Below are 18277 nucleotides of genomic sequence, written 5' to 3'. Positions count from 1 at the left end.
CATCGTCCGCATACTGCCTGTGGTGAGATGCCGCCGGCCTCACTGGTCCCGATCGGTGTCAATAACGTCACGCCCTCTTACAGCTAGGCCTGGTGCGGCACGTCGAACGCGCGGACAGCTCGTCTGCCGAAACCGGGAAGAGGCCGCCGTGGTGACGGAGCTGCCTCCTCAGCACATCGAACTGACGCACACCGAAGCTGGCTTTCTCTCCTTCACGGTGACATCGACCAATCCTTCTGGTGGCAGCCACCGCCCCAGACCGCGGTGAAAGATCATCAGCAGGCGAGTCCGGCTGGGTTTGACCACATACCCGGTCGCGGTGAACTGCTTCTTCATCCCCGCCGCGTAGTGGATCAGATCCACGGCCTCTCCGTGCGATTCCGTCATGCCGAACAGCCTATCGAGCTGGTGTTTTCACATAGGTCCCCGGTCAGCCGCAGCAGACGAGGCCTTCCGCTTCACGCCGGCTGTTCCTAGCATCGAGGCCATGTCCACTGTCCTGCTCGTCCTCTCCGGCGCCGGACTCCCCTCCTGGATCTGGGACGAGGTCCGATCCCTCGTGCAGGACTGGTCATCCGAGCCGCGGGAATACTTCACCAGCCGCCCCAGAGACTGCTGCCGGCGATCGCCGCGCAGCTCTTGGCCTCACTGCTCCTCGCGGGTGCTCACGTGTGCCTCGATCAGGCTGAGCAGCGGGAGCAGGTGCGCTGCCAGCTCCTCCCCCGCACCGGTCAGCGAGTACTCCACCCGCGGTGGGATGGTGCCGTGATCCAGCCGCGCGACGAACCCGTCGGACTCCAACACCTTCAGGGTCTGCGCCAGCATCTTCTCACTGACCCCTCCAATGGTGCGGCGCAGCTCGCTCCATCGCGCCGAATCCTGCGCGAGGGCGAGGATCACCAGCACGCCCCACTTGCTGGTGACGTGTTCCAGCAGGGTGCGGCTGGGGCAGTTGGCGCTGAGAACTGAGGCGACGGTCATGCGAGCAACTTACCTCAAAGTGCGTACTAACTTTTGGGAAGCGATTGCGAATCAACACCGTTGACCCCATCAGGGCACCACACGGGTGCCATGATCGAAGGAGAACGCATATGAGCATCGTCGTCACCGGAGCCACCGGCCACCTGGGCCGCCAGGTCATCGAGCAGCTGCTGTCCCGCGGGACCGCCCCCTCCGACATCGTCGCCGGCGGCCGCCGCCCCGAGGCCCTGACCGAGCTCGCCGCGATGGGCGTGCGCACCGCGCGGATCGACTACGACGATCCAGCCACGCTCGAGGCGGCCTTCGCCGATGCGGAGAAGATCCTGCTGATCTCTGGCAGCGAGGTGGGTCAGCGGGTCGCCCAGCACCTGGCTGTGATCGACGCCGCGCAGAAGGTCGGCGCCACCGTGGTCTACACCAGCGCCCCGAAGGCCACGACCTCCGCCCTGGTGCTCGCCCCGGAGCACAAGGCCACCGAGGAGCTCCTGGACGCCTCTGGGCTGACCCACACCGTGCTGCGCAACAGCTGGTACACCGAGAACTACGACGACACCATCCGGCAGGGAGCCGCCACCGGCGCCCTGCTCACCAGCACCGCGGGCGGCAAGATCGCCAGCGCCCCGCGCCGGGACTACGCCGAAGCCGCCGCCGTCGTTCTGCTCTCCGACGAGCACGACGGCGCCGTCCTGGAGCTCAGCGGCGATCACCCCTGGGACTTCGAGGAGCTCGCCGCAACCATCACCGAGATCTCCGGACGCGAGGTGATCGTCCAGGAGGTCTCCACCGAAGAGCACCTCGCCGCGCTGAAGAGCTTCGGTCTCGACGAGGGCACCGCAGGCTTCGTCACGGCACTGGACGCGAACATCGCCGAGGGACTGCTGGCCGACTCCGACGGCACGCTCGCCCGCCTCCTCGGACGGCCTACGACGACGCTGAAGCAGCACGTCAGTGCGCTGCTCGCCGACTGAACGCAGCCGCCTCCCCCGACCACGGAAGAACAGGTGACCACCATGAGCAGCCTCGAGATTCTCAAGGACATCGCGCGCCGCCCGCTCCAGGAGGCGCAGGCGCTGCGCCCCGCCCTGACCCGGGAGGTGCTCGACGCGCACCCGCATCACGACAACTCGATCGCCTGGCTGCTCTGGCACTCGGCCCGGGAGATCGACGAGCAGCTCGCCGGCCTCTCCGGGCAGGAGCCGGTCTGGACGGCGCAGGGATTCGCCGGACAGTTCGACCTGGACCTCGGCGACCGGGAGATGGGGTTCGGTCATACCGGCCCCGAGGCTCGGCAGATTCGGGTCAGCGACCCGGACCTGCTGGTGGAGCATCTTCGCGCCGTCGTCGAGGCCCAGCTGTCCTACCTGGACTCTCTGGACGAGGCAGACCTCGAGGAGGTCATCGACGCCCACTGGGACCCGCCGGTCACCCGGGCGGCACGACTGATCAGCATCTCGCTGGACGCCGTGGCGCACATCGCCCAGGCCGCCTACATCACCGGGATGGATCCTGCCGCGTTTGAGGGACCTCAGGCCGGGGAGTCTCGGGCCCAGGATCCTCAGGCGTAGGCGCAACGGGCGGACGCGCACCGGGCACAGGCCCATCGGGTTCGGGGGCGGCTGACGCGTCAGCTGTGGAGCGGGCGGCCCCGGCGCCTCGACTCGGCGCGGCTCCGGTGAGCTGGCGCAGCCACTCCGGGGCTTCGAACAGCCAGTCCTGGCCGAGCCGCTGCGACACCGCGTAGATCACCAGCGGTCCGATCACCCCGCACAGGGTGGGCAGCACCACGTGCGGGGTGAGGGCCTCGACCCCGAGCATGCTGAGCAGGATCCGGGTGCTTGCGGTGAAGAAGACATGCGCCACGAAGATCACCAGCGACAGCTCGCCGATGCGCGCCAGCCAGCGGGTGCGGGTTCCCATCCGTGCCAGCAGCAGGGCCACCGCGAGGATTGCGAGCACGCCGGCAGTCGAGGCGATGAATCCGAGCCCGACGCTGGCAGGCGTGCGGATGTCACCATAGGCGGTGGGCGGGGTGGCCAGCAGCGTGTAACCCAGGACCACCCACACGGCCCCGGCCCCGATCACGACCACGCCCGCCCAGCCGACATGCACCCGCTGGACCCAGCGGAGCAGGCGCCTGCCGGTGAGCACCACGCCGAGGAAGAAGAAGATGGTCAGCGCCAGTCCCTCGCCGCCGAGGATCCGCCAGTTCAGGCCCCACACCGCAGCGGAGCCGAGAGCGGCCACACTCAGCGTCAGGACGGCGGCCCCCTGGCTGCGCCAGGGCTTCGCGGCGGCGGCGAGCAGCATCATCACCGTGATCCAGCCGAAGAACCAGAACTGTTCCTTCGGCTCCCAGATGATGAGCAGCTCGACCGGATCCACCGGATCGTTCACGGCCGAGCCTGCGCCGATCTTCATCAGCAGCTGCAGCGTGGACCATAGGAAATAGAGCCAGAGGAAGGTCACGGAGCGGGATCTGGCGTAGTGCCACTCACCGTCGCGCCGCATCCCGGAGGCCACGAAGAGTCCCGCCAGGAAGGCGAAGACCGACAGGTGGGACATGTAGATCACCGAATCCACCTGGGTCAGCAGCGGGTCCTGCACCAGACCAGCCGGCTCGAACGCCCGCCACACGTGCCCGAGCACGATCAGGATGATCGCCAGCGCCTTCGCGATGTCGATGGTGGCGTCCCGTGCCGGCGGCACCGAATCTGGTCTCACGCGATCATCAAATACCAGCTGTCCCGTTTCGGCAAGCACTTTTCCTGCTTTCGTGGCCTCCGCGCCGACCTCGACGGCCGCGAGGGGCGTCGTCATGGTTTAGTGGTGACATGTCCGCGCGCATCATCTCCATCGGCACGGCGCTCCCGGCGACCTCGGTGCCCCAGCAGGATCTGCGCGCCTTCTTCGCGGACCAGCCCGATGTCAGCCGGCTGACCCGGCGGCTCATCGGCGCGGCCTTCGACGCCGCCGGCATCGAGACCCGGCACTCGGTGCTCACCGGCCTGGGCGGCACCCCGGACGGGGTGTTCGTCGGTGAGGGCTCCACGCTGCTCGCCCCCACCACCGGGACCCGCAACGAGCTCTACCGGCAGACTGCCCCGGACCTCGCCGCCGACGCCGCCCGCTCGGCACTGACCGAAGCGGCTCTGACACCGAGCCAGGTGACTCACGTCGTCACCGTCTCCTGCACCGGATTCTTCGCCCCGGGCCTGGACTTCCGGCTGATCCGCGATCTCAGCCTGCCGGAGACCGTGGAACGCAGCCACCTGGGATTCATGGGCTGCGCCGCCGCACTGCCCGCGCTGCGCACCGCCTCCCAGATCACCGCCGCCGAGCCCACCGCCGTGGTGCTCGTGGTCTGCGTGGAGCTCTGCTCGCTGCACATCCGCGACACCGCGGACTCCGAGCAGATCGTGGCGGCCTCGGTCTTCGCCGACGGCGCCGCGGCCGCCGTGGTCAGCGCGGACGAGACCCTCGGCACCCCCGGCGGGATCACCCTGGAACGCTTCGCCACCGCGCTGACCAGCGAGGGCGAGTCCGATATGGTCTGGACCATCGGGGATCGCGGATTCAACATGCGCCTCTCCGCAGAGGTGCCCCGGATCATCGGACGCGAGATCCGCGCCGCCGTGGACCGGTTCCTCGGCCAGGAGGAGCCCCCCGCCCGCTGGGCCGTGCACCCCGGGGGCCGCAGCGTCCTGGACCGGGTGGAGACCGGCCTGGCGCTCGAGCCCACCGCACTGGATGCCTCCCGTGGGGTGCTGCGCGACCACGGCAACATGTCCAGCGCGACGATCCTGTTCATCCTGCGTCGGCTGCTCGCGGACCCCGAGGTCAGCGGCCGGATCGCGGCCCTGGCCTTCGGGCCCGGGCTCACCGTCGAGTCGGCCCTGCTGCGCAAGACCCGGTGATCCGATGAGCCCGGTCAACCTCTCCGTCCGTGACGAACAGCTGCGTGAGCTCATGGATGACCCTGACTGTGACCCGGTCCGCCTCGAGGCGACCCTGCGCAGGTTCCACCTGGTCAACCGGTTGATCTCCGGCTGGGACCAGGTCTACCGCCGGCGACTGCGCCCGACGCTGCTGCGCCTGGACCGGCCCGCCCGGGTGCTGGACCTGGGCTCCGGCGGCGGAGACGTGGTCACCCGCCTCGCGCAGCTCGCGGCCCGCGACGGCCTTCAGGTGGACTGGACCGGGGCAGACCCGGATCCACGTGCCCACGAGGCCGCTCAGCACACCCAGAACCAGCGGCTCCAGCGGGTACAGGGCGTTCACGGCGCACCGTCGGTGAGGTTCCTCTGCGCCGATGCCGACGCGCTGCTGGCCGCGGGGGAGCGCTTCGACGTCGTGGTGTCCAACCATGTGCTCCACCACCTCGACGCCCCGGGTCTGCTCGACTTCACCGAGGCCTCCAGGCGGCTCTCCACCGGGACCGTGCTGCACAGCGACATCGCCCGGGGTCGGCTCGCCTACAGCCTCTACGCGGTCGGCATCACCCCGCTCGCACCCGGGACCTTCCTGCGCACCGACGGGCTGCGGTCGATCCGGCGCAGCTACCGGCCCGAGGAGCTCGCCGCCGCCCTGGGCGCCGCGTGGACCGTGAGCTCCCCGGCGGCGTTCCGGCTGATCGCGGAAGCGCCCGGCCGTGGCTGAGGTGATCGTGATCGGCGCCGGACCCGTGGGTCTGCTGCTGGGCGGCCTGCTGCGCCGCGCGGGGATCGACGCGGAGATCCTGGAACAGCGCGGAGCCGGCAGCGGGGACAGCCGCGCCATCGGAGTCCATGCCCCGGTGCTCGCCGCCCTGGAGGACTCTGGGCTCACCGCAGGCCTGCTGGAGCAGGCCGTCCGGGTGCCCCGTGGCGAGGCGCGCTCCCAGGGCCGGGTGCTCGGCGAGGTGCGCTTCGATCGGCTCTCCACCCGGTTCCCCTTCGTCGCCACGCTTCCGCAGTCCGGCACCGAGGCCGTGTTCGCCCAGATCGCGCCGGCCCCCCAGCGCGGAATCAGCGTCCATGCACTGCGCCCCACCGCCGAGTATGTCGAGGTCGACACCGACGCCGGAACCCGCCGCGCCCCGCTGGTGGTGCTCGCCGGTGGACAGCGCTCCCGGGAGCTGGTCTACCGATCTCCGCTCGCGCACATCTACCCGGATCGCTACCTGATGACCGACGCGGACGTCTCCGACGACCAGGCTGGCGAGCACCAGGAGGCGCGCACCGCCGTCGTCCACCTCGAGCCGTCCGGGGTGCTGGAGTCCTTTCCGCTGCCCCAGGGACGACGCCGGTTCGTCGCCTGGGACTCCCCGGGAGCCTCCGCGGACCCCGCCCCCCAGGACCCCGCTTTTCAAGACCCCGCAGCCCAGCGCGACCGGATGGAACGCAGGCTGGCAGCCCTCGGCCAGCCGCTCACCGGAGTGGTCAGCGGATTCGGGGTGCGCCGCTTCGTGGCGCCGGCGCTGCGCAATCAGCGGCTGCTGGTGATCGGCGACGCCGCCCATGAGGTCAGTCCGATCGGCGGTCAGGGGATGAATCTGGGACTCCTCGATGCCGCGACCCTGGCCCCGCTGCTGACCACCTGGGTCCGCACCGGCAACGCCCCGGAGCCGGAGCTTCGAGAGTGGGAGCGCGCCCGGCTGCGATCGGCCCGCCGGGCGGCTCAGCTGGCGGCGCTGAACACCCGGCTCGGCCGACCGCTGACCCCGACGGCGGACGCCGCACGGCGACACGGTGTGCGCCTGATGCTGGGTCCCGGTGCCGGCCGGCTCTTCGCACACGCCTACGCCATGGGCTTCGACGTCCAGGCCTGACCTCGGTCGACAGGAGTCTCGACCGGCCCACCCTGAGCTGGCCCGCCCTGAGACGACCTGTCCTGAGCCAGCCTGTCCTCGGAGGGACCGGTCTTCAGCCGGCGAGCGAGCCGCCGGCCACCACGAGCTGGGCGGCGAGCAGCAGCGCTGCCAGCATCACCAGCCGGAAGAGCACCCGCCCGGACCGTGCCCGCAGCGCCATGCCCAGCGCGAGCAGCGCCACCGCGCTGACCAGGACGAAGAACACCCACGAGATCACCGGAATCTGCTGCAGCTGCCACTCGGCGGCTCCGGCGGTCACGGCGGTCCCCCCGGCGAGCACCGCCGCGGCAGCCAGTGCCGCCGAGGGTCGGGCTCCGAGCCGGTGCGGCAGGCCCGTGATGCCGGTGCGCGCGTCGTCGTCGAGGTCGGGGAGCACATTCGTCAGGTGGATCGCGGCGCCCAGGGCCGCCCCGGCGAACCAGGCCCAGCCCGCGGCGAAGGTCGCATCCGGTGCCGCGAGGGTGGCGAACGACGGGAACAGTCCGAAGGCCAGCAGGAACGGGGCCAGCGAGAACACCGTGGCCTTGAGCCCGGCGTTATAGGCCCAGGAGGCTGCCAGGAAGACCGCATGCGCACCGAGCAGCCCGAGACCCAGCGGAGCCGAGAGCAGCAAAGCGAGCACCAGGCAGCCGATCGCGGCCGTCCAGCCGGCGCGCACGCTGAGGTCCCCGCGTGCGATCGGCTTGTCGGTGCGTCCGACGGCGCGATCCCGCTCCGCGTCGAAGGCGTCGTTGGAGATGCCCACCGAGAGCTGACCGAGGAACACCGCAGCCGCAAGCAGCGCAATCCGCTCCCCCGCCAGTCCGGTCGAGACCGCGAGCGCGGCGGCGAGCACCGTGACCACCACGGTCGGCCCGGGATGAGAGGATCCCCACAAGCCTCGAGTCACTGTCAGGATCGTCATCAGCTCAGTCTCTCACCCCGCTATCTCAACCCGGAGGACCCATGAACAGCACCCAGCGCGCAGCATCGATGGCCGCACTCCTCGGCGTCGCCGGGACCATGCATTTCCTGCGGCCGGCGCCCTTCGACGCGATCGTCCCGCCGCAGCTGGGCGACCGGCGTCTGATCACCTACGCCAGCGGGGTCGCCGAGCTCGGCTGCGCGGCACTGCTCGCGGTTCCGGCGACCCGACGGGCGGGCGGGGTCTGCACCGCGGCGCTGATGCTCGCCGTCTACCCGGCGAACATCTATTCGGTGAAGCGATACTGGCACCGGCCGACGGCGCGGACCATCACCCTGGCCCGGCTGCCGCTGCAGGTGCCCCTGGTCCGCACAGCCTGGCGGATCGCCCGCGAGGCATAGGTCACCCCCGCCCCCGTGGGACCCCGAGTTCGACACGGCCGGGGGTCCCGTGTTTACCGTGAAGGGCGGTCTTGGAGACCGTGACCAGCTCAGCCAACCGGTGAACCTGGAGTTGGCGGATCGCGGCACCGCGCTTCGCCTAGAGTGAGTTCGCCCGCTCGCGCCATGCACATCCTGCTGGGCCGCCGGCCCGACGGGAGGGTGACCTCACCATGGTGGAACCCCATCATCGACAGCTAAGGAGCACCTGAGGCTGTGCCTGACCCCGCGAAACCGTTCCACATCAGGCTTCTCGCCGACCCGGGTCTTCCCACCCGGCGCGTGAACTCCATCCAGGAGGACTTCGCCCAGGACGCCCGCCGGCTCCTCGACGGCGAGGTCACCGTCTCCTCCGCGACCCGGATGCTGCGCATCCGCCCCGACGCCACCCTGGACATCGACGCGGTGCGTGAGATGGAAGAGGACCACGCCGAGGCCGACGCGGTGATCATGCTCACCGAGATTCCCCGCCACACCAAGGGTCATCCGCTGATCTCTGAGATCTTCCCGGAGAACAAGGTCGCGATCGTCTCCTGCCCGACCCTGGGTGCCTGGGCCACGAAGAGCCGCATCCGCAAGGTCTTCACCGGTTCGCTGCTGCGCCTGCTCCCCTCCGGGACCGGACCGGATCCGAAGAAATTCGACCAGCGCTGGAGCCGGTGGAGGGCGACCGAGCGCGGGGAAGGGCTGGGCCTGTTCGCCCACACCCTCACCGGGGGTCCACGGACCGTACTGGGCATGGTGCTGGGCAACGATCCGCTGCGCACCGTCCCGAAGCTCTCCGGCGCCCTGGCCGCAGGTGCCGCCACCGGGGCGTTCGGGATCTTCTACAGCTCGATCTGGCAGATGGCCGATGCGCTGAGCCCGCTGCGGCTGGTGCTGGTCGGACTCGCCGCGGTGACCACCATGATCATCTGGCTCATCATCCGCGACGGGCTCTGGGACCGGCCCAAGAACCGCAGCCTCGCGACCGTGGTCACCCTCTACAACGGGTCCACCGCGATCACCCTGCTCGCCTGCATCCTGATGTTCTACCTCTTCCTGGTGGGGGTCATCTTCGTGGCCGGGCTGGTGATCATCGACGCCGAATATCTCGCGATGACCCTCGGCAGCGACGTCACCGTGCTCAACTATCTGAACATCGCCTGGTTCAGCGCCGGGATGGGCGTCTTCGCGGGCGCCATCGGATCAAGCTTCGACTCCGGCGTGGATCTGCGTCGACTGACCCACGGACAGCGCGAACGCCAGCGCGAATACACGGAGAGCGCATGAGCGATCAGCAGACCCTGCAGCAGACCCTGACCTCCCTCGACGGGAGGGGCTACGCCTCCTATAAGCAGCTGCACGGCCGCTATGACCTCGGTCGGTTCACGCTGCACGTGGACAAGGTCCAGGTGGACCCGTACGCCCCGCCCTCACTGATCCGGATCAGCGTCTCCCGCGAGGATGCGGCCCTGCCGCCCGAGCTGCTCGATGACCGGCTCGGCCGGATCGCCGCGAGCGACTTCCTCACCCGCGCCTTCGCCGAGGCCGCCGGCTCGGGCGCGGGCTCCTCCGGACACTCGGGCGCCGAGGGCATCGGCATCGGCCGTCCCGGGCAGCAGGTGCTCGAGCGCACCAGCGTGGTCATCACCGACGAGGCGATCACGGCGCGGCTCACCGTGGCGCTGCCTGCGGCGGGCCGCAAGGCGCTGGGCCGGAAAGCCGCCCGGCTGCTCACCGAGACCCTTCCCCGCCTCGCGGAGGACTCGCTGCTGCACGCCAGCCTCGATGCCGAGGCGCTGCGCGCCCATGTGACGCTGCTGCGCGATCAGGAGGACCTGCGCGCCCAGCTCAGCGCGGCCAAGCTGGTGTCGTTCGCCGTCGACGGCTCGGTGCTGCCGCGCCGGGCCGGAGACTCCGATCTCCCGCTCGGCGCCGACGCGGTCGAGTTCACCAGCCCCGAGACGCTGCGCCGCAGCTTCACGCTGCCCAGCGGCCGAGAGGTCACCGGGATGGGCGTGCCCGAGGGCGTCACCGTGATCGTCGGCGGCGGCTATCACGGCAAGTCGACCCTGCTGCGCGCCATCGAGCGCGGGGTCTACCCGCACATCGCCGGCGACGGCCGTGAATGGGTCATCACCGGACCCACCGCCGTCTCGATCCGCGCCGAGGACGGTCGCAGCGCCGTCGGCGTCGACATCTCCCCGTTCATCTCCGGGCTGCCCTCCGGAGCCGACACCCGCAGCTTCTCCAGCACCAACGCCTCGGGTTCGACCTCCCAGGCCACCAACCTGGTCGAGGCCGTGGAGGCCGGAGCCCGCGCCCTGCTGATCGACGAGGACACCTCGGCGACGAACTTCATGATCCGCGATGACCGGATGCGCCAGCTCATCCCCGCCGATCGAGAGCCGATCACCCCCTTCGTGGACCGGGTCCGCCCGCTCTTCACCAAGCGCGGCGTCTCCACGGTGCTGGTCGCCGGCGGCTCCGGCGCCTTCTTCGAGGTCGCCGACCAGGTGATCGCGCTGCAGGACTATCAGCTGCGCGAGGTCACCGCGCAGGCGCACCGGATCGCCGCTGACCACCAGGCGACGACGTCGCGCCCAGCCGCCTCGGGCTCAGCCGTCTTCACCGCGAACCCCGCACGGGTTCCGCGTCGAGCCTCGCTGCACCCGGCGAAGAAGACCAAGCCCGCGCGCAGCCGTGGGCACCGGATGATCCAGTACGGCCGCGAGGACATCGACCTCACCGCGGTGGCTCAGCTGGTGGACCCCGCGCAGACCGAAGCGCTGGCCAAGGCGCTGGACCGCCTCGCCGAGCAGTCCGATGGTGAACGCGACATCCCCGCGCTGGTCGCTGCCCTCGTGGAGCGGCTCGACGCCGAAGGGCTCGACGCGCTCTCCTCACGGCCCGGGCATCCCGGTCACCTGGCCCGCCCACGGACCCACGAGATCCATGCCGCGATCAACCGGTACCGCGGCCTGTCGCTGCACTGAGCGGCGCCTGGCGGAGCAGGTCCTGCGAGCGCCCGGCACCACCAGCGCTGAGCTACCCTGAGATCCAGCCGGGCATCAGGGAGGTCCTGATCTCCCCGGCATCCCAGGGGGCGCAATGGCCATCACCATGCGGCGGTTCACCGCCGACGGGTCGAGCTGCGCCGTGGAGTCCGTGGTGCACGCCCCCGAGAACAGTCCTGCGAGCGGTCCTGCAACCGGCCCTGTGACGACGCTGCTCTGGGTGGACCTCACCGGAGAGGACCTTCCGGACTTCGCCGCCACCGCGGCGGCACTGGGACTGCGCGAATCCCAGCACGAGTTCCTCTGCGGGAACCGCAGTCGGCTTCCGCTTCATGCCTCCTCCCCGGAGGCGGTGGCCGCGGTGCTTCACCGGGTCACCACCAGCGCCGAGGAGTCAACCCAGACCACGAGGTTTTACTTCTCGGAGCTGCGCGTCCTGACCGCGGTCGGACTCGTGGTGACCGTCCAGGCCGTCGAGCCGGGGCAGGCGCCGCTGGGCCTGCAGACCCTGCTGGAGACTGCGCTGCGGTCGCGGCCCCGGTCTTCGGTGACCGCTTCGGATGCCGTCGCGGGCCTGCTCGGTGCGGTGCTGCGGGAATACCCGGTGGCACTGGATGAGCTCGAGAACGCGATCGAGGCCATGGAGGGAGTCCTGTTCCAGGAGGCCCGGCTCGATGCAGAGCTCTCGCACCGGATCTACCAGCTGCTCCAGAAGGTGCATCGCTTCGACTGGGCGCTGCGCCCGCTGGAGTCGGTGGCCACCGAGCGCGCCGCCGACGCCGCGGAGTCCAGCACCCCCGGCGAGGAGTCCTCCACCTGGGCCGATCTGATCATGCGGACCCGGCGGATGCGGGACCGGGTGGAGCTGCTGCGCTCGCACCTGGAGAACGCCGTGGCGCTGCATTCGACCCTGCTGACCATCGAGCAGAACGAGGCCACGCGCCGGCTCGCCGATGCCTCCTATGCCCAGGGCGAGCAGAGCAAGAAGATATCGGCCTGGGCGGCGATCCTCTTCGCCCCGACGCTGATCGCCTCGATCTACGGGATGAACTTCCGGCACATGCCCGAGCTCGGATGGGCCTGGGGCTATCCGGTGGCGGTGGCGCTGATGGTCGGGCTCAGCGTGACCCTGTGGGCGGTGTTCAAGCGGCGGCAGTGGCTCTGAGCCGGCGCAGGCCCGCCGCCAGCACCAGTCCCCAGCTCAGCAGCATCGGATACCAGAGCAGCGCCTGGCCGAGCCGGGCGGTGGGATCCTGCAGGTCCAGCCCGGGCCAGAGCAGCAGCCCGGCGTTGACCAGCAGACCAGCCGCCCCATAGAGGATCAGCGCCGCGGCGATCAGCCGGGAGAGGTTCCACCACAGCTCCGGGCGCTGCCCGAGTCTGCTGGCTGCCTGCCGACGGGACCCCATAGAAGGGGCAGACGCCGCCGAGGCCGACCGCGGGCCGGGCGAGGACTGTGCGCGGGCCTTCAGCAGGCGTGCGGCCACGAGTGGGATCAGCGCCGCCAGGGTCTTGCCCACCGCGATCCCGAGCAGGGCGAGAATGCTCAGCACCGGCATCTCGTCCCGCAGATCGATCAGCCAGGTTCCGATGGTCCCCAGCAGCGCGTCGCCGCCGAAGGCCCAGTAGTAGCTCGGCGCCGCATTGAGCAGACCCAGCAGGCCGGCCCACCAGATCAGGGCCGTGGACCTGCTCACGGCACCGACTGAGCCTGCGCGGACGCCTCGGCGCCCAGCAGCGTCTCTGCCGCGCGGCGCGCCTTGAGCGCCATCGAGGAGTCTCCGGTGATCGCCGCGGTGGTCTGCGCGCCTTCGGCCAGCAGCATCAGCTGGTCCCCCAGCTCCTCGGAGAACCCCGCCTCGGTCGCGAGCCGCTCCATGTAGCGGCGGAAGTCACGCTTATGGTCAGCGGCCTTGGTCGCCACGGCGGGTGATTCGCTGGCGAGCTCCCCGAAGGCGTTGATGAAGACGCAGCCGCGGAAGGAGTCCGAGCGGAACCATCCGGCGAGGTAGTCGTAGATCGCCAGCAGCCGGTCGCGCGGGGTGGCCTGCTGCGCCACCGCGGCGGCGATCTCGTCGGCCCAGATCTGGTGGCGGTAGTCCAGGACCGCGAGCACGATGGACTCCTTGGACGGGAACACCGTGTAGAGGCGCTTGAGCGAGACTCCGGCGCGCTGACGCAGCGCGTCCATGCCCACGGCGCGGAAGCCGTTGGCGTAGTAGAGCTCATCCGCCGCCTCGATGATGACCTGGCGCAACGGGTCAGCGGACTCGTGCCGGCGTGCGTCCCCCTGACGCGTCATCCTCAGGCCTCTCCTCGGTGTCTGTGCGTATGAGTTTCCGTGCTCTTCATGGTGCCGTCATGCCAGTGTACTTGCCAGAGAACGGCGGTTCTCTTAGGCTGAGACTCGTGGAGAACGAACGTTCTCCGAGCTCAAGGAGGAACTGACATGTCTCACGTCACCGTCGGAACCGAGAACAGCACAGACATCTCGCTCTACTACGAGGACCACGGCGCGGGCCAGCCCGTGGTGCTCATCCACGGCTACCCCTTGGACGGCTCCTCATGGGAGAAGCAGACCGCCGCGCTGCTCGACGCGGGCTATCGCGTCATCACCTATGACCGTCGCGGGTTCGGGAAGTCCTCCCGCCCCACCACCGGACACGACTACACCACCTACGCCGCTGACCTCAACACCCTCATGGAATCCCTGGACCTGCGCGACGCCGTGCTGGTGGGCTTCTCCATGGGCACCGGCGAGGTCGCCCGATACCTGGCGGACCACGGCTCGGACCGGGTCAGCAAGGCGGTGTTCCTCGGTTCGCTCCAGCCCTTCCTGCTGCAGACAGAGGGCAACCCCACCGGCGTGCCGCAGGAGGTCTTCGACGGCCTCTTCGACGCCGTCTCCACCGATCGCTACGCCTTCTTCACGGCGTTCTTCGATGACTTCTTCAACACCAAGGACACCCTCGGAAGCCGGCTCAGCGAGGAGGCCCTCGCGGCGCACAAGAGCCTCGCCTACGCCGCCTCCCCGCACGCCTCGGTCTGGGCCCAGCCGACCTGGCTCACCGACTTCCGTGAGGACGTCGCCGCCGTCGGCCGCTCGGGTGTCCCCGCGCTGATCGTCCATGGCACCGCCGACAACATCCTGCCGATCGACTCCACCGGACGGGTCTTCCACAAGGCGCTGCCCTCGGCGGAGTACCACGAGATCGACGACGCCCCCCATGCCATGCTCTGGACCCACGCCCAGGAGGTCAACGAGCATCTGCTGACCTTCCTGCGCGGCTGATCACGTCCAGGAAGCATCCGGACACAGCGGCAAGACTGACGCTGAACCCACCCACCCTGCGCAGATCCGCCCCGCGGAGATCCATCCTGCGCAACCACACTCAAGGAGACTCACTATGCCTACACGCACAGCCCGCACCGCCTGGAACGGATCACTCGAAGAGGGCTCCGGCCAGGTCGAGCTCAGCAGCTCCAAGATCGGCACCTACGAGGTGTCCTTCCCCAAGCGCTCGGCCGAAGAGGCCAACGGCAGCACCAGCCCGGAGGAGCTCATCGCAGCAGCCCACTCCTCCTGCTACGCCATGCAGCTCTCCGCCGTGCTCTCCGGCGCCGGCGGCACCGTAGAAGCCCTTGACGTGCGCGCCGAGGTCTCCCTGGGCGCCGATCCCGCGGGCGGCTTCCAGCTGACCGGGATCAAGCTGATCGTCAACGGCGAGGTCAGCGGCATCGACGAGGACACGTTCCTGAAGTCCGCCGAAGAGGCCAAGACCGGCTGCCCGGTCAGCAAGGCGCTCACCGGAGTGGAGATCACTCTGGACGCCACCTTCGAGAGCTGATCGGCGACGGACCCGTCCGGGTCCACCACACTGCCGCAGGGTCGCGGCGAGCATGAACTGCCCGCCGCGGCCCTGCGCCGTGTCCACCACTTTTTACCCCCAGCTTTAAGGACTCACCCTTCATGACCACGACGATCACTGCACTTCAGGCCGACAGCGCCGAGTCCAGCTTCACCACCCGCACGCTCGAGCGCCGCAGCCTGGCCGCCGACGACGTGCGCATCGCCATCCGCTACGCCGGCATCTGCCACTCCGACATCCACCAGGTCCGCGACGAATGGGGCGGCACCACCTTCCCGATCACCCCGGGCCACGAGATCATCGGCGACGTCGTCGAGGTCGGCTCCTCGGTGTCGAAGTTCAGCGTCGGCGACACCGTGGGCGTGGGCTGCTTCATCGACTCCTGCATGGAGTGTGAGGCATGCAAGGACGGTGAGGAGCAGTTCTGCAGCCAGGGCGTGGTGGGCACCTACAACGGCCAGGACAAGAACGGTGAGAACACCCACGGCGGCTACAGCCAGCAGATCGTGGTGCGCGATCACTTCGTGCTGAACATCCCGGAGGGACTGGACCCCGCCGCGGCCACCCCGCTGCTCTGCGCCGGGATCACCACCTACGCCCCGCTCAAGCGCTACGGCGCCGGCCCCGGCGTCAACGTCGGCGTGATCGGCATGGGCGGACTCGGCCACGTGGCCGTGAAGATCGCCGCCGCCATGGGCGCCGATGTCACCGTGCTCAGCCGCACCGACAGCAAGAAGGAAGACGGCCTCGCCTTCGGCGCCAAGGCCTACCGCGCCACCGAGGACGGCTCGGCGTTCAAGGATCTCGCCGGCAGCTTCGACCTGATCATCAACACCGTCGGCGCCTCGGTCAGCCTCGACTCCTTCCTCGGCCTGCTGGGCCGCGGCGGCACGATGGTCAACGTCGGCGCACCCAGCGAGGAGCAGTCCTTCCAGATGTTCTCGCTGCTGAGCATGCGTCGGAACTACGCCGGCTCCATGGTCGGCGGGCTCCCCGAGACCCAGGAGATGCTGGACTTCTGCGCCGAGCACGGCATCACCTCCACGATCGAGCTGATCAACGCCGACCAGGTGGATGAGTACTACGAGAAGGTCGTCTCCGGTGACGTGCGCTACCGCGCCGTCATCGACATCGCATCGCTGGAGCAGGCCGCCGCCGCCTGATCCCAGCAGGCACACCGGCTGGTCACCAGCGTCATCGGCCCGCCGCAGCAGAGCTGACCAGCTCTGCTGCGGCGGGCCGATGTGCGTCTCTCCGCCGGCGTAAGGTTGTAGAAGAAACCAATCGGCAGACCAAAGGGAAGGACCGTCCCATGAGTGTTCCCTGGCTGACCTCGACCGAGCTCGCTGCCTGGGTGCGGCTCGCGTCCATCCTGGAGCTGCTGCCGGGTGCGCTGGACGGTCAGCTCCGACGCGACGCCGAGCTGACCCACTTCGACTATCGGGTCCTCTCGGTGCTCTCCGAGTCCGAGGACAAGACCCTGCGCATGACCTATCTGGCGCAGGTCACCAACGCCTCGCTGCCTCGACTCTCTCATGTGATCGCCCGACTGGAGAGCCGCGGCTACGTGCAGCGGCAGCCCTGTACAGAGGATCGACGCGCCACCAACGCCTCGCTCACCGAACAGGGCTGGGCGAAGGTCGTCTCCGCAGCCCCGGGCCACGTGGAGGCGGTCCGCTCCCTGGTCCTGGACGGGCTGAGCGCCGAACAGGTCGCTCAGCTGACTGAGATCACCAGCAGCATCCTGGACCGGCTCGATGCCGGGGACGCCATGCGTCCGGTCTACGCGAAGCACGACGCGATCCCGGGTCCCGGAACCGGCTGAGCTCAGCGTGCGAGCAGCTCATCCACGGTGCTGCCCGGCAGCGCCACGGTGACCTGGGTGCCCCAGGGGTCCCGGGTGCTGATCCGCCGACCGTCGTCGTCGTGGGTGATGCCCTGTCCTCGCAGCCGGGCAGACAGCGCGTCGAGGTCCTCCCGGTGCGGAACGGTGATGGCGACGTCGCCGAGGCCGAGCCGGGCGGCCCGTGGCCCCGCGTCACGGCTGTTCCAGGTGTTCATCGCCACGTGGTGGTGGTATCCGCCTGCGGCGGCGAAGAGCGCTCCCGGGTAGCTACTCACGGTCGTCTCGAAGCCCAGCGCATCCACATAGAAGCTCCGGGCCCGCTCCAGGTCGCCGACCTGCAGGTGCACGTGACCGACCGAGCCCGCGGCGCGCAGCACTGAAGCATCCTCCTGGTCGAGATGCTGCTGGAGATACTCGCCGGGGTGCAGCGGGAGGTTGTCCATCGCCAGCTCCCCGTTGCGCCGGCTCCACTGAGAGCGCGGCCGATCGCGGTAGAGCTCGATGCCGTTCCCCTCGGGGTCGGTGAAGTAGAACGCCTCACTCACCAGGTGGTCGGCAGAGCCGACGAATCGCGAGCGCGGGTCCGTGGCGGCCCGCTGGACGGTGGCCGCCAGCGCGCCGGGCGTCTCGAAGAGGAACGCCGTGTGGAACAGCCCGGCCTCGCGCGGGTTCACCGGAGGCAGCCCGGGAGTATGGATCAGGCGCAGCATCGTGATCCCCTCGCGTCCGAGCACCCGGTGGACCTGTCGGCCCCGGGTCGCCTCCTCCACCGGGGTCAGCGCGAGCGCCGTGCCGTAGTAGTCCGACATCAGCTCGAGGTCGCCCACGTGCAGGGTGACTGCGTCCATGGCGGCGGCGGGACTGAGGGTGCGTACGGCGTCGAGGATCTCGGACACAGGGTCTCTCCTGAGCTTGGGGGTGGCCGGAAGGTGCGGATCACCGACGCTTTTAGTTGTAGGTACAAGTTTAAGTGTAGCGCTGAACGTGAGATTTGGCACCCCTTGCCCCGATCCAGGTCAGTGCGCAGGTGGCGCCCGTAGGCTGGAAGCACCCGATGTCCCCCCGTTAGCTTCTAAGGACACCGTTTCTCCGGCAGGATAAGTGGTGTTGGCCGGTCCGGTCTCTGGGCATGATCGTTTACCCCCAGTCACCCCATGATCCGGGGGGTGTTGTCACCCAGAGGCTGGTCGCGGCGGAGCATGGATCGCTGATAGAGGCACGACGCCCCGGCGCAGGATGACAGCGTTGAGGGCTTGTTTTCTAACGTGGATGCCGAGCATGACCCGCCCACCGACTGCCCTGAACTGTTCTGGGTTCGGACTGGATGACTGACCGCCGCAGGCGCCCTGCCCGCAGCGGTGACCAGCTTCTGAAAAACGACAGGAGAAGC

The 18277-nt window shown here is 69.5% G+C and carries 20 protein-coding genes; 13 read left to right on the top strand and 7 right to left on the bottom strand.

The genetic code is table 11. The features are described from left to right. Positions 1 to 168: 168 nt before the first annotated feature. Together BCL67_RS12805 and BCL67_RS12800 are read right to left on the bottom strand one after the other, a co-directional pair. Entirely contained in the window at positions 169 to 387 is a 219-nt protein-coding gene (locus BCL67_RS12805; protein WP_146131162.1) for a hypothetical protein, read from the bottom strand. Between the two features lie 258 nt (positions 388 to 645). Further along, positions 646 to 981 (bottom strand): winged helix-turn-helix transcriptional regulator, encoded by a 336-nt coding sequence (locus tag BCL67_RS12800; RefSeq protein WP_106123816.1) that lies wholly within the window; start codon positions 979 to 981, stop codon positions 646 to 648. Positions 982 to 1091: 110 nt separating this feature from the next. On the opposite strand from BCL67_RS12800, the gene BCL67_RS12795 reads away from it, so the two are divergent. After that, a complete protein-coding gene (locus tag BCL67_RS12795; protein ID WP_106123815.1) occupies positions 1092 to 1949 on the top strand; it encodes an SDR family oxidoreductase in 858 nt (285 codons plus the stop codon). Positions 1950 to 1991: 42 nt separating this feature from the next. Further along, positions 1992 to 2546 carry a mycothiol transferase gene (locus tag BCL67_RS12790; RefSeq protein WP_106123854.1) on the top strand — a complete coding sequence of 185 codons (555 nt, stop codon included), beginning with the start codon at positions 1992 to 1994 and terminating at the stop codon, positions 2544 to 2546. On the opposite strand, the gene BCL67_RS12785 is transcribed toward BCL67_RS12790, so the two are convergent. Beyond that, positions 2473 to 3702 carry an acyltransferase family protein gene (locus BCL67_RS12785; RefSeq protein WP_219886512.1) on the bottom strand — a complete coding sequence of 410 codons (1230 nt, stop codon included), beginning with the start codon at positions 3700 to 3702 and terminating at the stop codon, positions 2473 to 2475. The two genes, BCL67_RS12790 and BCL67_RS12785, sit on opposite strands and share 74 nt — an antisense overlap. A 110-nt stretch (positions 3703 to 3812) precedes the next feature. On the opposite strand from BCL67_RS12785, the gene BCL67_RS12780 reads away from it, so the two are divergent. From BCL67_RS12780 to BCL67_RS12770, 3 genes are read left to right on the top strand one after another with little or no spacing between them, the layout of a single operon-like run. Continuing rightward, complete coding sequence (locus tag BCL67_RS12780; RefSeq protein ID WP_106123813.1) at positions 3813 to 4895, top strand: type III polyketide synthase; 1083 nt, start codon at positions 3813 to 3815, stop codon at positions 4893 to 4895. Between the two features lie 4 nt (positions 4896 to 4899). Then, positions 4900 to 5637, top strand: a complete 738-nt coding sequence (locus tag BCL67_RS12775) for a methyltransferase domain-containing protein (RefSeq protein WP_106123812.1) — start codon at positions 4900 to 4902, stop codon at positions 5635 to 5637. After that, positions 5630 to 6787 (top strand): FAD-dependent oxidoreductase, encoded by a 1158-nt coding sequence (locus BCL67_RS12770; protein ID WP_106123811.1) that lies wholly within the window; start codon positions 5630 to 5632, stop codon positions 6785 to 6787. The genes BCL67_RS12775 and BCL67_RS12770 overlap by 8 nt, the downstream gene beginning before the upstream one ends. 94 nt (positions 6788 to 6881) lie before the next feature. On the opposite strand, the gene BCL67_RS12765 is transcribed toward BCL67_RS12770, so the two are convergent. Next, on the bottom strand, positions 6882 to 7733 hold the full coding sequence (locus BCL67_RS12765) for a UbiA family prenyltransferase (RefSeq protein ID WP_181256007.1): 852 nt from the start codon (positions 7731 to 7733) through the stop codon (positions 6882 to 6884). Positions 7734 to 7774: 41 nt separating this feature from the next. On the opposite strand from BCL67_RS12765, the gene BCL67_RS12760 reads away from it, so the two are divergent. The 4 genes from BCL67_RS12760 to BCL67_RS12745 all read left to right on the top strand — a co-directional run bounded on the left by BCL67_RS12760 (position 7775) and on the right by BCL67_RS12745 (position 12337). Beyond that, entirely contained in the window at positions 7775 to 8134 is a 360-nt protein-coding gene (locus BCL67_RS12760; RefSeq protein WP_258175055.1) for a DoxX family protein, read from the top strand. Between the two features lie 255 nt (positions 8135 to 8389). After that, positions 8390 to 9445 (top strand): hypothetical protein, encoded by a 1056-nt coding sequence (locus BCL67_RS12755; RefSeq protein WP_106123810.1) that lies wholly within the window; start codon positions 8390 to 8392, stop codon positions 9443 to 9445. Then, entirely contained in the window at positions 9442 to 11151 is a 1710-nt protein-coding gene (locus BCL67_RS12750) for an ABC-ATPase domain-containing protein (protein ID WP_106123809.1), read from the top strand. Before BCL67_RS12755 ends, BCL67_RS12750 begins: the two co-directional genes overlap by 4 nt. Before the next feature lie 115 nt (positions 11152 to 11266). Continuing rightward, positions 11267 to 12337 carry a CorA family divalent cation transporter gene (locus tag BCL67_RS12745; protein WP_106123808.1) on the top strand — a complete coding sequence of 357 codons (1071 nt, stop codon included), beginning with the start codon at positions 11267 to 11269 and terminating at the stop codon, positions 12335 to 12337. Here BCL67_RS12745 and BCL67_RS12740 read toward each other — a convergent pair. Together BCL67_RS12740 and BCL67_RS12735 are read right to left on the bottom strand one after the other, a co-directional pair. Continuing rightward, positions 12315 to 12869, bottom strand: coding sequence for a DUF3995 domain-containing protein (locus BCL67_RS12740; RefSeq protein ID WP_106123807.1), 555 nt, complete (start codon positions 12867 to 12869; stop codon positions 12315 to 12317). The two genes, BCL67_RS12745 and BCL67_RS12740, sit on opposite strands and share 23 nt — an antisense overlap. After that, entirely contained in the window at positions 12866 to 13474 is a 609-nt protein-coding gene (locus BCL67_RS12735) for a TetR/AcrR family transcriptional regulator (protein ID WP_106123806.1), read from the bottom strand. Before BCL67_RS12735 ends, BCL67_RS12740 begins: the two co-directional genes overlap by 4 nt. Before the next feature lie 147 nt (positions 13475 to 13621). Here BCL67_RS12735 and BCL67_RS12730 point away from each other — a divergent pair, with 147 nt between their 5' ends. The 4 genes from BCL67_RS12730 (at position 13622) to BCL67_RS12715 (ending at position 16866) form a co-directional block, all read left to right on the top strand. Further along, positions 13622 to 14464: an alpha/beta fold hydrolase gene (locus tag BCL67_RS12730; RefSeq protein ID WP_106123805.1), complete on the top strand. Its 843-nt coding sequence runs from the start codon at positions 13622 to 13624 to the stop codon at positions 14462 to 14464. Positions 14465 to 14579: 115 nt separating this feature from the next. After that, complete coding sequence (locus tag BCL67_RS12725; RefSeq protein WP_106123804.1) at positions 14580 to 15020, top strand: OsmC family peroxiredoxin; 441 nt, start codon at positions 14580 to 14582, stop codon at positions 15018 to 15020. Between the two features lie 122 nt (positions 15021 to 15142). Further along, entirely contained in the window at positions 15143 to 16204 is a 1062-nt protein-coding gene (locus BCL67_RS12720; protein WP_106123803.1) for an NAD(P)-dependent alcohol dehydrogenase, read from the top strand. Positions 16205 to 16353: 149 nt separating this feature from the next. Further along, positions 16354 to 16866, top strand: coding sequence for a MarR family winged helix-turn-helix transcriptional regulator (locus BCL67_RS12715; RefSeq protein ID WP_106123802.1), 513 nt, complete (start codon positions 16354 to 16356; stop codon positions 16864 to 16866). 2 nt (positions 16867 to 16868) lie between these two features. On the opposite strand, the gene BCL67_RS12710 is transcribed toward BCL67_RS12715, so the two are convergent. After that, positions 16869 to 17735 carry a VOC family protein gene (locus tag BCL67_RS12710; RefSeq protein WP_106123851.1) on the bottom strand — a complete coding sequence of 289 codons (867 nt, stop codon included), beginning with the start codon at positions 17733 to 17735 and terminating at the stop codon, positions 16869 to 16871. Positions 17736 to 18277 lie beyond the last annotated feature (542 nt).

Origin of the sequence: Nesterenkonia sandarakina (assembly GCF_003003175.1) — a bacterium.
Classification (GTDB): Bacteria; Actinomycetota; Actinomycetes; order Actinomycetales; family Micrococcaceae; genus Nesterenkonia; species Nesterenkonia sandarakina_A.
This window is presented reverse-complemented; position numbering and strand designations above follow the sequence as displayed.